The sequence below is a fragment of the Promicromonospora sp. Marseille-Q5078 genome, assembly GCF_050315395.1.
Taxonomy (GTDB): Bacteria; Actinomycetota; Actinomycetes; order Actinomycetales; family Cellulomonadaceae; genus Isoptericola.
The window spans coordinates 1029064-1042878 of the sequence record NZ_JBNPQG010000001.1 but is presented as its reverse complement, the minus strand read 5'-3'; the positions used below and the strand labels follow the sequence as shown (position 1 = coordinate 1042878).

The window sequence follows — 13815 nt, the reverse complement described above, 5'->3', positions numbered from 1 at the left end:
ACGTGAGCACCACGACGTCGTCCCGCACCCGCGCCAAGCAGTCGCGCCCCGGCTACCGCTGCACGGAGTGCGGGTGGACCACCCCCAAGTGGGTGGGGCGGTGCGGCGAGTGCCAGGAGTGGGGCACGGTCACCGACGAGGGCCCCGCGTCGACGGGGCCGCGCACGGTGGCCGTGAGCCCGGGCCGGACGCCGGCGCGGCCGATCGCGGACATCGACGTCGCCGCCGCGCAGGCCGCGCCCACGCGGGTGGACGAGCTGGACCGCGTGCTGGGCGGCGGGCTCGTGCCCGGCGCGGTCGTGCTGCTGGCCGGCGAGCCGGGCGTCGGCAAGTCGACGCTGCTGCTCGACGTGGCGGCCACGTACGCGCGCGGCGCCGACGGCCGCGACGCCCGCACCGTGCTCTACGTGACGGGCGAGGAGTCCGCCGGTCAGGTGCGCCTGCGGGCCGAGCGCGTGGGCGCGCTGGCGCCGAGCCTGCTGCTCGCCGCGGAGACCGACCTCGGCACCGTGCTCGGTCACGTCGAGGCCAACGAGCCCGACCTGCTGGTCGTGGACTCCGTGCAGACCATCGCCTCCGCCGAGGTGGACGGCGCCCCCGGCGGCGTCAGCCAGGTGCGCGAGGTCGCGGCGGCGCTCATCGCCGTGGCCAAGTCGCGGCAGGTGCCCGTGCTGCTGGTCGGCCACGTCACCAAGGACGGGACGGTGGCCGGGCCGCGCACGCTGGAGCACCTGGTCGACGTCGTCTGCCAGTTCGAGGGCGACCGGCACTCGCGGCTGCGCATGGTGCGCGCCGTGAAGAACCGGTACGGCCCCACGGACGAGGTCGGCTGCTTCGAGCTGTCCGAGTCGGGCATCGTCGGACTTAGCGACCCGAGCGGGCTGTTCCTGTCTCACCTCGGCGCGGGCGTGCCGGGCACCTGCGTGACGGTGACGCTCGAGGGCCGCCGCCCCCTGGCCCTGGAGCTCCAGTCGCTCGTCGCCCCGTCGCCGCTCGCCAACCCGCGCCGCACCACCAGCGGCGTGGAGTCGTCCCGGCTGGCGATGATCCTCGCCGTCCTGCACCGCCACGCCGGCCTGCGGCTGGCCGACCAGGACGTGTACGTGTCCACCATCGGCGGCGCCCGCGTCACCGAGCCCGCGGCCGACCTGGCCACGTCCCTCGCGATCGTCTCGGCCCGCACGGGCGAGCCGCTGCCCACCGGCACGGTCGCGCTCGGCGAGGTCGGCCTCGCGGGCGACATCCGGCCCGTCACCGGGCTGGACCGACGCGTCGGCGAAGCGGCGCGCCTCGGCTTCGTGCGCGCCGTCGTGCCCGCCGGGGCCGCCGTCAAGGCGCCCCCCGGCATGCAGCTCCTGGAGGCCCGGCACCTCGCCGAGGCGGTCGAGCTCGCCGGTGTCGGAGTCCGATCGGCGGATCGCCGGGGCGAGTGACCCCCCACGTCGTAGGATTCCCCCGTGGCTCCCTCCTCCGTGCACTCCGATGCCCTGCTCCGGGAGACGCTTGCCGCGGTCGCCCCCGGCACCGAGCTGCGCGACGGGCTGGAGCGCATCCTGCGCGGCCGCACGGGCGCGCTCATCGTGCTCGGCCTCGACAAGACGGTCGAGCAGATGTGTTCCGGCGGCTTCGAGCTGGACGTCCAGTTCTCCGCCACCCGGCTGCGGGAGCTGTCGAAGATGGATGGCGCGTGCGTGCTCGACCACGACGCCACCCGCATCCGGCGCGCCGCCGTGCAGCTGCTGCCCGACCCGTCGATAGAGACCAGCGAGTCCGGCACCCGGCACCGCACCGCGGAGCGGGTCGCCAAGCAGTCCGGCCTCCCGGTGATCTCCGTCAGCCAGTCCATGCGGATCATCGCGATCTACGTCGGGTCGCACCGGCACGTGCTGGAGGACCCGGACACCATCCTGGGGCGCGCCAACCAGGCGCTCGCCACCCTCGAGCGGTACCGCTCCCGCCTCGACGAGGTGTCCGGCACCCTGTCCGCCCTGGAGATCGAGGACCTCGTCACCGTGCGCGACGTGTGCTCGGTCGTCCAGCGCCTGGAGATGGTGCGCCGCATCTCGGAGGAGATCGACGGGTACGTCGTCGAGCTCGGCGCCGACGGCCGCCTCCTCGCCCTGCAGCTCGACGAGCTGATCGGCGGCATCGGCTCCGACCGCGACTTCGTGGTGCGCGACTACGTCGAGCTTGAGCGCAGCGGCCGCTCCCTCGCCGGCGTGCAGGCCGACCTCGCCGCACTCGACTCCGCGCAGCTTCTCGACCTCGGCCACATCGGCCGGGTGCTGGAGCTGCCCGGCGGCGGCGTCGCGCTCGACGCCGCGGTCGCGCCGCACGGCTACCGGCTGCTGTCCAAGGTGCCGCGCCTGCCCGCCGCCATCATCGAGCGCCTGGTCGGGCACTTCGGCGGGCTGCAGAAGCTCCTCGCCGCGAGCGTCGACGACCTCATGGCCGTCGACGGGGTCGGCGAGCAGCGCGCCCGCGCGGTGCGCGAGGGCCTGTCGCGCCTCGCCGAGTCCAGCATCCTGGAGCGCTACGTCTGACGGTGCGCCGCCTGACCGGGGTCACTCCCGTCGCGTCGGGATGTCGTGCACGCCGACCGACCGGACGACGATCAGCCGTCCTCGCCCGCGTCGTCTGACGTCTTCTCGTCGGCCGTCTTCTCGTCAGCCGTCTTCTCGTCAGCCGTCTTGTCTTCGGCCGGCTCGGTGTCGGACGTCGGGGTGTCGGACGACTTGGCCTCGGTGCCCGGGTCGCCCGCCTGGGCGTCCTCGCCCGAGTCGGTCGCCTTCGCCTTCTCGGCGACGGTGAAGGTGACGGGCTCGCTCTTGGCCCCGGGGACGTCCGCGAGCGTCGCGGTGGCCCGGTAGGTGCCCGGCCCGACCGCGGCGGACCCCTTCGGGCAGCCCTTCGCCGACTGCACCGACTTCCAGTGCACCTCACCGGCGTTGACGTCCTCCGGCCCCAGCAGCAGCATCGTCGACCCGTCGGAGCAGTCCGCGGAGGACCAGACCCGCTCCTTCCCCGACTCGTCCGTGATCGTCACCGCGCGGCTCGCCGCGGCGCCGTCGAAGAGACACGGCACGCGACCGACGTTCGTCACGCGCACCATGAACGACATCGGCGACCCCGCCGTCACGGTGTTCGCGCTCGACGACAGCCGCAGCTCCACGTTCTCCGGACGGCACGCGGTCGCCGGGCCGCCGACGTCGAGCGGCTCGGGGGCGGCCACCTTGTCCGCCGGGAGGCTCTCGGGCCCGGCCAGCAGGCTGCGCGCGCCGTCGACGACGCGACCGACCCCGTAGCCGCCGGCGACGCCCGCCACGCAGAGCAGCACCACGACCAGCAGCGAGACGACGGCCGGGCGACGGCCGCGACGCGGGGCCGCCGTCCGGGTGCTCGTCCGTCGCCCGGCCGCGGAGCGTGCGCCCGAGCGGGACGACCCGGGGGCGACGAGCCGAGACGTCGTGACGACCTTCCGGCCGCCGCGCGCGCCCGACGAGCGCGTCGACGTGGAACGGGCGGAGGTCGAGCGCGTCGACGTGGAACGGGCGGACGTCGACCGGGTCGCCGTCGACCTCGTGCCGCCGGAGCGCGCGGAGCCGGACGTCGGGCGGCCCTGGGACGAGCCCTTGGCGCCGGCCTTCGACGTCGACGCGCCGCCCTTCGACGTCCCCTTCGCCGCGCCCGGCGAGGCGCCCCGCGACGACGTCGACGACCGGCCCGACCCGCTCGCGGGCCGCTTGCCCGACGCCGCGCCCGAGCGCCCGGACGCGCCGGAACCGCCGGTGCGCCCTGTGCCGGAGCGCGCACCGGAGCCGCGCGAGGTGCTGGCACCTCGACGCCCGTCGTCCGCACGTGCCACGGGCCATCCCTCCGTCTCGATCGGTGCCGCGGCGCCACCGTACGACGCGCGACTTCCCTGGCCGGGGAGCCGCGCCGCCGCCCACTCCTCGCGACCTGTCAGAGCCAGGGACGGGTATACCCCCACGTGACTCTGACAACTGCCCGGGTCCACGACCTGTCAGAGCCACGTCCTGCCCTACCCGCGCGTGGCTCTGACAGGTCGTGGGCGAGAATGGGCGACCGTGCCGCCCCTCGCCCCCGCCTCGCAGCCCACGGCCCCGTCGTCCCGCCCGGACGCGCTGGTCGCGCGCACCGTGGCGTGGTTCGACGACGCGGCGCGCGACCTGCCCTGGCGGCACCCCGACCGCACGCCGTGGGGCGTGCTCGTCAGCGAGGTGATGCTGCAGCAGACGCCGGTCGTGCGGGTCGAGCCGGTGTGGCGGGCCTGGCTGGAGCGCTGGCCCACGCCGGCCGACCTCGCGGCCGCCCCCACCGCGGACGTGCTGCGCGCCTGGGACAGGCTGGGCTACCCGCGCCGGGCGCTACGGCTCCAGCAGTGCGCGGCGGCGATCGTCGAGCGGCACGACGGCGCCGTCCCCGACGACGAGGACGCGCTGCGTGCGCTGCCCGGCATCGGGGAGTACACCGCGGCCGCCGTGCGCGCGTTCGCGTTCGGCCGACGCTCCGTCGTCGTCGACACCAACGTGCGCCGGGTGCTGGCCCGCACCCTCGGCGGCACCGCGCTCGGCGCCCCCTCCCCCACGGCGGCGGAGCGGGACCTCGCCGCCGGCGTCGTGCCCGACGACGACGCGACCGCCGCACGGTGGGCCGCCGCGTCGATGGAGCTGGGCGCGGTGGTGTGCGCCGCCCGGGCCCCGCGCTGCGGTGCCTGCCCCGTGGCCGACCTGTGCGCCTGGCGCGCCGCCGGGCACCCGCCGGACGAGCACGCGCACCGGCGTCGCACCCAGTCCTGGCACGGCACGGACCGCCAGGTGCGCGGCCGGCTCATGGCGGCGCTCCGCTCCGCGCACGACCCGCTGCCCCGCGCGCTGCTCGCCGACTCCGGCCCGGACCAGGCCCAGGTGGGCCGCTGCCTGGCCGGCCTGGTGGAGGACGGCCTCGTCGAGCAGGACGACGCGGGTCGGTACCACCTGCCGCGGTGACGGTCGTCGAGCCTGTCGAGACGGGCACGGGGTTTCGACAGGCTCAACCAGCGGTCCCTGCGGGGTGGTCAGAGCTCGAGGAGCATCCGCGTGTTGCCGAGGGTGTTGGGCTTGACGCGTGCGAGGTCGAGGAACTCCGCGACGCCGTCGTCGTGGGAGCGCAGCAGCTCGGTGTAGACGTCGGGGGTCACGGGGGTGCCGTCGATCTCGCGGAACCCGTGCGTCCGGAAGAACTCGACCTCGAAGGTGAGGCAGAAGACGCGCCGGAGCCCGAGCTCGCGGGCCCGGCCGACCAGTCCCTCGACGATCGCGTGGCCCACGCCGCGGCCGCGCCACGTCGCGTCCGCGGCGAGCGTCCGCACCTCGGCCAGGTCGTCCCACATGACGTGGAGGGCACCGCACCCGATGACGCCGCCGTCGACGTCCGCGGCCACCAGGAACTCCTGCACGGCCTCGTAGTAGCCCACCATCTCCTTGGCCAGGAGGATCCGTCGCTCGGCGTACGGCTCCACCAGCCGGCGCACGGACCGCATGTCGGCCGGCAGCGCGGGGCGGACGGCGAAGGACGCGCCGTGGTCGTGAGGAGGGTCCGGGAGCACGCCGACACTCTACGGTCGCGCCCCGGCCCGGGCGCGGGCGCCCGGTGCACGGACGTTCACGCCTCCTCCACGAGCGCGGCGGCGGTGGCCTCGTCCACGACCAGGTCGGTGACGACGCCGGCCGCGAGCGCCGCCCGCAGGGGCGCCACCTTGTTGTCGCCCGCGACGGCGCACAGCCGCCGCGGGATGCGTCGCAGCTCGGCGGGTGACGGCCCGGTGGCACGCGCGTTGAGCGGGATGTCGCGGTAGGTGCCGTCCGAGCGGATGAAGACGGTGCACACGTCGCCCACCACGTCCTCGGCGTCGAGGACGGCGACGTCGTCGGGGTCCAGGTAGCCGGCCGAGTACACGTGCGACGGCACGCCGCCCGTGAGGGCGCCCACGGAGAACAGGGCGATGTCGGCCCGGCCCTGGACGTCGAGGACGCGGCGCACGGACCGCTCGCGCCACATCGCGGCCTTGGTCTCGGCGAAGTCGAAGAATGCGGGCACCGGGAAGTAGTGCACCGACGCGTCGAAGGCGGTGCCGAAGCCGGAGATGAGGTCGCCGGCGTAGCTCATGCCCGACGTGCGCGTGTTGGCGGCGCCGTTGAGCTGCACGACGGCGGACCCGCGGGTCGGCTTGTGCGGCAGGTGCTCGGTGATCGCGGCGAGGGTGGTGCCCCATGCGACGCCCAGCACCATGTCGGAGTCGAACCAGCGCGCCAGGAGGCGGGCGGTGGTGATGGACACCTGCTGCAGGCGGTCGTCGTCCGTGGCGGAGTCCGAGACGGGCACCACGTAGGCGTCGATGCCGTGCCGCTCGGCGATCTCCTGGCTGAGGCCGGGGGCGCGGGAGGGGCCCGGGCGCAGCGTGATCTCGACGACGCCGGTGTCGCGCGCCCGCTTGATCAGCCGCGACACGGTGGAGCGCGACGTGCGCAGGTGCCGCGCGATCGTCTCCATCTTCATGTCCTGCAGGTAGTACATCGTCGCGGCCATGACGACGTCGCGCTCTCGGTAGCCCGCCATGTAGTTCGGCATGCCGCCAGGATCTCACCCTGCACGTTCGTGCACCCAGGTTGCGCGGACGTGCCGCCGGTGCTGGTCTGGGACCGTCTCCGCCGATCGGAAGGAATCACGATGGCCTCCACCCGGCTCACCGCCGAGTCACGCACCCAGGCGCTCGCTGCGATGAAGGACTCGGGCTCGCCGAGCGGCGAGCTCGACGTCCTGGTCATCGGGGGCGGTGTCACGGGCGCCGGCATCGCGCTCGACGCCGCCACCCGCGGCCTGTCGACGGCGATCGTCGAGGCGCAGGACTGGGCGTCCGGCACCTCCAGCCGCAGCAGCAAACTGGTGCACGGCGGGCTGCGCTACCTGCAGATGCTCGACTTCCACCTGGTCAAGGAGGCGCTGACCGAGCGCGACCTCCTGCTCAAGGAGATCGCGCCGCACCTGGTCAAGCCCGTGCCGTTCCTCTACCCGCTGGAGCACCGGCTGTGGGAGCGCGCGTACGTCGGCGCCGGCATCGCGCTCTACGACACCCTCGCCTCGCTCGCCCCGGGTCGCCGCGCCATGCCGCTGCACCGCCACCTGAGCCGGCGGCGGATGGAGAGCAAGTTCCCCGACCTCGCGCACGACGCCGCGATCGGGGCCGTGCAGTACTGGGACGCGTCCGTCGACGACGCCCGCCTCGTGTCCACCCTGGTGCGCACCGCCGTGAGCTACGGCGCCCACGCGGCAGCCCGCACCCAGGTCGTGGCGCTCACCAAGGGCTCCACCGGCGCGGTGAACGGCGCCGTCCTCACCGACCTCGAGAGCGGCGAGGAGTTCACCGTCCGCGCCCGGCACGTCATCAACGCGACCGGCGTGTGGACGGAGGACACGGAGGCGCTGGCCGGCGACTCCGGCGGGCTGCGCGTACTGGCCTCCAAGGGCGTGCACATCGTGGTGCCCCGCGAACGCATCAAGGGCACCGTCGGCCTGATCCTGCAGACCGAGAAGTCGGTGCTGTTCGTCATCCCGTGGTCGCGGTACTGGGTGGTGGGCACCACCGACACCCCGTGGACCCAGGACCCGGTCCACCCCGTCGCCACCGCGCAGGACATCGACTACGTGCTGGACCACGCCAACGCCGTCCTGGCGCACCCGCTGTCCCGCGACGACATCATCGGCACCTACGCGGGCCTGCGGCCGCTGCTGCAGCCCGGCACCAAGGAGGGCACCAGCTCGGCCAAGGTGTCGCGCGAGCACACCGTCGCGAGCCCGGTGCCCGGCCTCACCGTCATCGCCGGCGGCAAGCTCACCACCTACCGCGTGATGGCGAAGGACGCCGTGGACTTCGCCATCGGCCAGCGCGCCGCCGCGCTGCCGTCGATCACCCACGAGATCCCGCTGCTCGGCGCCGTCGGCCTCCAGGCCACACGCCGACTGGCCCGCACCTGGGCGGCGAAGTACGGCTGGAAGCCGCCCATGGTCGATCACCTGCTGCACCGCTACGGCTCCCAGCTCAGGGAGCTCGTCGACCTGTGCGAGCAGGACCCGTCGCTCGCCCGGCCGCTGGAGCACGCCCCCGCCTACCTGCGCGCCGAGATCCACTTCGGCGTCACCCACGAGGGCGCGCTGCACCTCGAGGACCTGCTGCTGCACCGCACGCGCCTCGTGTACGAGGTCGCGGACCGGGGCATCGCCGCCCTGCCCGAGATCGCCGACATCGCGGCGCCCCTGCTCGGCTGGGACGACGCCGCGAAGCAGGCCGAGATCGACGCCTACACCGCACGCGCCCGGTCCGAGGACGCGGCGGAGAACGAGCCCGACGACGCCAGCGCGGAGGCCGCACGCCTGCGCGCACCCGACGTCGCCGCCATGCAGCCCCTGCGGGGCTGACCGACCCGGCACCCTGGCCGGGACTCCCGCAGGGCATCGCCCGTCGCGGGCTCTCTCCGACACCGGAGAAGACAACGTGGTCCCTCAAGAGAAAGAGATCCGACGATGGACTCATTGATCATGCAGGCGTTCTGGTCCGAGATCCTCGGGACCGCGACGCTGATCCTGCTGGGCGCCGGCGTCGTCGCCAACGTGGTGCTCCCGAGAACCAAGGGGTTCAACGGAGGCTGGTTGCTCGTCAACTTCGGGTGGGGCCTCGCGGTCTTCGCGGGTGTCTTCACCGCGTACAAGTCCGGCGCGCACCTCAACCCCGCGGTGACGATCGGCCTCTACACGGCGCAGCAGCCGTTCGCCACGCTCACCGGCCCGGAGGGGCGGGTCACCGCCACGATCGAGCCGACCGTGAGCAACATGTTCATCTACTTCGGGGCGGAGATGATCGGCGCGATCATCGGCGCCGTGCTGGCGTTCATCGTCTACAAGAAGCACTTCGACGAGGAGGCGCCGGGGGCCACCAAGCTCGCGGTGTTCTCGACCGGTCCGGAGCTGCGCTCCTACGGCTGGAACTTCATCACCGAGGTCGTCGCGACCTTCGTGCTGGTGTTCTTCGTCGTCGTCTCCGGCAAGACGCCGAACGAGCTCGGACCGCTCGCCGTCGCCCTCATCGTGGTGGCCATCGGTGCCTCCCTCGGTGGTCCGACGGGGTACGCCATCAACCCGGCACGTGACCTCGGCCCGCGCATCGCGCACGCCTTCCTGCCCATCAAGGGCAAGGGCTCCAGCGACTGGGCCTACTCCTGGGTGCCTGTGGCCGGCCCGCTGGTGGGCGGCGTGCTCGCCGGCCTCCTGGGCTCCGTCTACTCCTGACCCGACCCCGCCGGCCGGGCCATCGCCGGCCCGGCCGGCACCTCACCACCCACATCGACGTGAAGGGCATCCCCCATGGCTGACTACGTCCTCGCCATCGACCAGGGCACGACGAGCTCGCGTGCCATCGTCTTCGACCACTCCGGCCGGATCGTCTCCACCGGCCAGCTCGAGCACGAGCAGATCTTCCCCAAGGCGGGCTGGGTCGAGCACAACGCCGAGCAGATCTGGAGCAACGTCCGCGAGGTCGTCGGGCTCGCGCTCACCCGCGGCAACCTGGCGCACACCGACCTCGCCGCCATCGGCATCACCAACCAGCGCGAGACCGCCGTCGTCTGGGACAAGAACACCGGCAAGCCGGTGTACAACGCGATCGTGTGGCAGGACACCCGCACGCAGGCGATCGTCGACGAGCTGGGCGGCGACGAGGGCCCCGAGAAGTACAAGTCGATCGTCGGCCTGCCGCTGGCGACGTACTTCTCCGGCCCCAAGGTGAAGTGGATCCTCGACAACGTCGAGGGCGCGCGCGAGGCCGCCGAGCGCGGCGACCTGCTGTTCGGCAACACCGACACCTGGGTGCTGTGGAACATGACGGGCGGGTCCGAGGGCGGCGTGCACGTCACCGACGTCACCAACGCGTCGCGCACCATGCTCATGGACCTCGACACCCTCAGCTGGCGCGAGGACATCGCCGCGGACATGGGCATCCCGATGTCGATGCTGCCCGAGATCCGCTCCTCCTCCGAGGTGTACGGCACCGGCCGGCCGCGGGGCATGGTCCCCGGCGTGCCCATCGCCGGCATCCTCGGCGACCAGCAGGCCGCGACGTTCGGCCAGGCGTGCTTCGAGGTCGGCACCGCGAAGAACACCTACGGCACCGGCAACTTCATGCTCCTCAACACGGGCACGGAGAAGGTGCCGAGCAAGAACGGCCTGCTCACCACCGTCTGCTACAAGATCGGCGACGCCCCCCAGGTGTACGCCCTCGAGGGCTCCATCGCCGTGACGGGCTCGCTCATCCAGTGGCTCCGGGACAACCTCGGCATGTTCGAGGACGCCCCCGACGTCGAGTGGCTGGCCCGCAAGGTCGACGACAACGGCGGCGCGTACTTCGTGCCGGCGTTCTCCGGGCTCTTCGCGCCCTACTGGCGACCCGACGCCCGCGGTGCCCTCGTCGGGCTCACGCGGTACGTCAACCGCAACCACATCGCGCGCGCGGCGCTGGAGGCCGTGGCCTTCCAGACCCGCGAGGTCGTCGACGCGATGCGGCTCGACTCCGGCGTCCAGCTCACCGAGCTCAAGGTGGACGGCGGCATGGTCCAGAACGAGCTGCTCATGCAATTCCAGGCCGACCAGCTCGGCGTCGACGTCGTGCGGCCCAAGGTCGCCGAGACGACGGCGCTCGGCGCCGCCTACGCCGCCGGCATCGCCGTCGGCTTCTGGAAGGGCGAGGAGGACGTCACCGCGAACTGGGCGGAGGACAAGCGCTGGTCGCCGGCCATGGCCGAGGACGAGCGCGAGCGCCTCTACCGGTCCTGGAAGAAGGCCGTGACCAAGACCTTCGACTGGGTGGATGCTGATGTGCAGTAGTCGTCCTTGAGCCCGCGGCGGGGAGGGAACCTCGTGCGGGCGGCCGCGTTCACGGGCGCCAGGGCGCCCTCCACTTCGGGAACACCTACGGCCGCCCGCACGAGGTTCCCTCCCCGCCGCTCTGCGTCCGGCTTGCTGCACGTTGTGGTGGGGGCGCTGGTCGAGCCTGTCGAAACCCGGTGCGACTCTCGCTCAGAGGTCTCGACAGGCTCAGCCAGCGACGTCTCCGCGGAGGAAGGTCTCCGCGGTGCGGAGCAGGAGGTCGCGCTCGCCCTCGACGGTGAAGGCGTCGTCCGTCGCGACGCGCTCGAGGAAGCCGCCGGACAGCAGCGCCAGCCACGAGGCGATGCGCGCCGGCGCCAGGTCGGCCCGGACCTCCCCCGTGGCCTGGCCGCGCTCGACCCAGGGGACGAGCAGGTCGAGCTGCGCCCGGTCGTCGGCCTCGAGGGCCGTCGCGACGGCAGGCAGGTGCATGACGCCCGCGACCGCGCGCACGAAGCCGGGGATGCGCGGGTCGGCGGCGTCGTCGGCCCACGAGCCGAGCAGCTCGAGCAGGACGCCGAGCGCGTCCGTGCGGCTCTCGAGGGCCGCGGCCTGCGCCACCGTCTCGGCCGTGCCGAGCTCGAGGATCGCCAGGACGAGCTCCGTCTTGGTGGCGAAGTAGTGGAAGAACGTGCCCGACCCGATGCCGGCCCGGCGGCAGATCGCGGCCGTCGTCGCCCCCTCGTACCCGCGCTCGGCGAGCACGGTCAGGCCGGCATCGACGATCTGGAGCCTGCGCGCCTCGTGGCGCGCGGGGTCAACGGTGCGGGCCACGGTCGTCGGCCGTGACGGCGAAGCGCCGCACCTGGAGCCGGTCGTCGCGACGCCGGGCCGCGAGACCCCGCGCGGCGAGCTCGGCGTCGGCCTCCGCCACGGCGTCGGCGTCCTTGCGCTCCGCGAGCCGGCGCCGCAGCAGCGCGTGCTCGTCGGGCGTGAACCCGGGCCGGCCGTCCATCCATCGCTCGTACTCGCCGTCGTAGGGGTCGGCGTCGCGCCACGGCCACCCGTGCGCCTCGAAGGCGCGCCGGACGTCGGCCCGGCGCAGCGTGTCGGCGTCCAGGCGCGCCCGGGGCGCGCCGCGGGAGCCGAGGAGCAGCACGTACCGGCCGTCGCGGAAGACGTCCGTGACGTCGCGCCGCTCGACCCAGCCCTCGCGGTCGTCCGTGCGGTGCTCCAGGTGGTCGTCGGCGACGGTCAGGCGCAGCGCCTCCCCGATCGTGGTCAGCGCCAGGACGACCCCGCCGACCAGGCCGAGGCCGCCCAGGATCGGGACGGACCAGGCGAGCGGCAGGCCCGCGAGCAGCTCGACCGGGCCGAGGCTGGGGAGCGGGCTCGCGTCGAGCAGGCCCTGCACCGCCCGGGCGAGCGGCGGCAGCCCGAAGCCCAGCCCGACGCCGAGCGCGAGCGTCGCGAGGCCCACGAGGAGAGGGACGGACGCGGGCTGGCGCACCTCGGTGGTCCGCTCGACGGTCTGCACCCGGCAATTATTGGAGCACGCACTCCATTAATGCAATCCGGCCTACGCTGAGCCCTGTGAGCATCACGGGCACCTCCGCGTACACGATCCCCGGCGTCCACGTCACCGACCGCACCCTCACGGTGCCCCTGGACTGGTCGCGCCCCGACGACGGGCGCACGGTCTCGCTCTTCGTGCGCGAGGTCGTCGACCCCACGAGGCGCGACGAGGACCTGCCTCTGCTCGTCTTCCTGCAGGGCGGGCCCGGCGGCAAGGGGCCGCGCCCCACGGGCCCCGACGGCTGGGTGGGCGAGGCGCTCAAGCGGTTCCGCGTGGTGCTGCTCGACCAGCGCGGCACCGGCCGCTCGACCGCCGTGCGCGCCGGCGCGCTGACCGCCCTCGGCTCGGCCGACGCCCAGGCCGAGCACCTCACGCACTTCCGCGCCGACTCGATCGTCGCGGATGCCGAGCACGTGCGGAAGACCGTGTACGGCGGGCGGCGCTGGTCGACGCTCGGGCAGTCGTACGGCGGGTTCCTCACCCTCACATACCTGTCGCTCGCGCCCGAGGGCGTCGCGGCGTCGTACGTCACCGGCGGCCTCGCCGGCCTCACCGCGAGCGCCGAGGACGTCTACCGGCGCACCCAGCCGCGCGTCGTCGCCAAGAACGCCCTGTACCGGGAGCGGTACCCCGACGACGCGGCCCGCATCGCCCGGATCGCCGACCGCGTCGCCGTCGGGGACGTCCGGCTGCCCGGCGGCGACCTGCTCACCGTCGAGCGGTTCCAGACCCTCGGCACGGCCTTCGGCATGGGGCCCGGCTTCGAGCGGGTGCACTGGATCGTGGACGAGGCGTTCGACGCGGCCTCGGACGAGCCGACCGACACCTTCCTCGCCGAGGTGGAGGCCGCCACCGGTTTCGCCACCAACCCGATGTACGCCGTCCTGCACGAGTCGATCTACGCCCAGGCCGGCACGGGCGCCACCGCGTGGGCCGCCCAGCGGGTGCGCGACGACGACCCGGCGTTCGGCGCCAGCGCCCGGCCGCTGCTGTTCACCGGCGAGATGATCTACCCCTGGATGTTCGACCAGGTCGCGGCGCTGCGGCCGTTCCGCGCCGCCGCCGAGGCCCTCGCCGCCCGCACCGACTGGGACGACCTGTACGACCTCGACGTGCTCGCCACGAACGAGGTGCCGCTCGAGGCGGCGGTCTACCACGACGACATGTTCGTCGACGCCGACCTCTCCCTCGCGACCGCCGCGCACGTGGGGAACGCCCGCGCATGGGTGACCAACGAGTTCGAGCACGACGGCCTGCGCCTCGGCGACGTGTTCCCGAAGCTCCTCGCCCGGATGGACGCCCGCGGGGGCGCCCGCCGGTGAGCG

13 protein-coding genes are annotated in these 13815 nt (G+C 73.8%); 8 read left to right on the top strand and 5 right to left on the bottom strand.

The genetic code is table 11. The annotated features are described in order from the left end of the window. Positions 1 to 2 precede the first annotated feature (2 nt). The gene (gene radA, locus ACQFYA_RS04745; protein WP_499121904.1) at positions 3 to 1433 is read left to right on the top strand and encodes a DNA repair protein RadA; all 1431 of its coding nucleotides are present in this window, start codon (positions 3 to 5) and stop codon (positions 1431 to 1433) included. Positions 1434 to 1457: 24 nt separating this feature from the next. After that, entirely contained in the window at positions 1458 to 2543 is a 1086-nt protein-coding gene (disA, locus tag ACQFYA_RS04740; protein WP_499121902.1) for a DNA integrity scanning diadenylate cyclase DisA, read from the top strand. 71 nt (positions 2544 to 2614) lie between these two features. Here the strand turns inward: disA and ACQFYA_RS04735 are convergent, their stop codons facing one another. Beyond that, a complete protein-coding gene (locus tag ACQFYA_RS04735; protein WP_499121901.1) occupies positions 2615 to 3340 on the bottom strand; it encodes a hypothetical protein in 726 nt (241 codons plus the stop codon). Positions 3341 to 3467: 127 nt separating this feature from the next. On the opposite strand from ACQFYA_RS04735, the gene ACQFYA_RS04730 reads away from it, so the two are divergent. Further along, entirely contained in the window at positions 3468 to 3995 is a 528-nt protein-coding gene (locus ACQFYA_RS04730; RefSeq protein WP_499121900.1) for a hypothetical protein, read from the top strand. Positions 3996 to 4088: 93 nt separating this feature from the next. After that, on the top strand, positions 4089 to 5009 hold the full coding sequence (locus ACQFYA_RS04725; protein WP_499121899.1) for an HhH-GPD family protein: 921 nt from the start codon (positions 4089 to 4091) through the stop codon (positions 5007 to 5009). A gap of 68 nt (positions 5010 to 5077) precedes the next feature. Here ACQFYA_RS04725 and ACQFYA_RS04720 read toward each other — a convergent pair whose 3' ends face one another. Beyond that, positions 5078 to 5608, bottom strand: coding sequence for an amino-acid N-acetyltransferase (locus ACQFYA_RS04720; protein ID WP_499121898.1), 531 nt, complete (start codon positions 5606 to 5608; stop codon positions 5078 to 5080). A gap of 56 nt (positions 5609 to 5664) precedes the next feature. Then, positions 5665 to 6630 (bottom strand): sugar-binding transcriptional regulator, encoded by a 966-nt coding sequence (locus ACQFYA_RS04715; RefSeq protein WP_499121897.1) that lies wholly within the window; start codon positions 6628 to 6630, stop codon positions 5665 to 5667. Positions 6631 to 6729: 99 nt separating this feature from the next. On the opposite strand from ACQFYA_RS04715, the gene ACQFYA_RS04710 reads away from it, so the two are divergent. The 3 genes from ACQFYA_RS04710 (at position 6730) to glpK (ending at position 10932) form a co-directional block, all read left to right on the top strand. Continuing rightward, positions 6730 to 8475 carry a glycerol-3-phosphate dehydrogenase/oxidase gene (locus tag ACQFYA_RS04710; protein ID WP_499121896.1) on the top strand — a complete coding sequence of 582 codons (1746 nt, stop codon included), beginning with the start codon at positions 6730 to 6732 and terminating at the stop codon, positions 8473 to 8475. Positions 8476 to 8580: 105 nt separating this feature from the next. Beyond that, positions 8581 to 9342, top strand: coding sequence for an MIP/aquaporin family protein (locus tag ACQFYA_RS04705; protein WP_499121895.1), 762 nt, complete (start codon positions 8581 to 8583; stop codon positions 9340 to 9342). A gap of 75 nt (positions 9343 to 9417) precedes the next feature. Further along, positions 9418 to 10932: a glycerol kinase GlpK gene (gene glpK, locus ACQFYA_RS04700; RefSeq protein WP_499121894.1), complete on the top strand. Its 1515-nt coding sequence runs from the start codon at positions 9418 to 9420 to the stop codon at positions 10930 to 10932. Positions 10933 to 11142: 210 nt separating this feature from the next. Here the strand turns inward: glpK and ACQFYA_RS04695 are convergent, their stop codons facing one another. Next, a complete protein-coding gene (locus ACQFYA_RS04695; RefSeq protein ID WP_499121892.1) occupies positions 11143 to 11748 on the bottom strand; it encodes a TetR/AcrR family transcriptional regulator in 606 nt (201 codons plus the stop codon). Continuing rightward, positions 11732 to 12451: a YqeB family protein gene (locus tag ACQFYA_RS04690; RefSeq protein WP_499121891.1), complete on the bottom strand. Its 720-nt coding sequence runs from the start codon at positions 12449 to 12451 to the stop codon at positions 11732 to 11734. The genes ACQFYA_RS04695 and ACQFYA_RS04690 overlap by 17 nt, the downstream gene beginning before the upstream one ends. A gap of 62 nt (positions 12452 to 12513) precedes the next feature. Between ACQFYA_RS04690 and ACQFYA_RS04685 the strand changes: the two genes are divergently transcribed. Beyond that, positions 12514 to 13812, top strand: coding sequence for an alpha/beta fold hydrolase (locus tag ACQFYA_RS04685; protein ID WP_499127437.1), 1299 nt, complete (start codon positions 12514 to 12516; stop codon positions 13810 to 13812). Positions 13813 to 13815: the final 3 nt, after the last annotated feature.

Excerpts from the sequence above, each read along its gene's own strand:
- glpK (WP_499121894.1), top strand. The coding sequence starts at position 9,418 with ATGGCTGACTACGTCCTCGCCATCGACCAGGGCACGACGAGCTCGCGT.
- ACQFYA_RS04705 (WP_499121895.1), top strand. The coding sequence starts at position 8,581 with ATGGACTCATTGATCATGCAGGCGTTCTGGTCCGAGATCCTCGGGACC.
- ACQFYA_RS04710 (WP_499121896.1), top strand. The coding sequence starts at position 6,730 with ATGGCCTCCACCCGGCTCACCGCCGAGTCACGCACCCAGGCGCTCGCT.
- ACQFYA_RS04715 (WP_499121897.1), bottom strand. The coding sequence starts at position 6,630 with ATGCCGAACTACATGGCGGGCTACCGAGAGCGCGACGTCGTCATGGCC.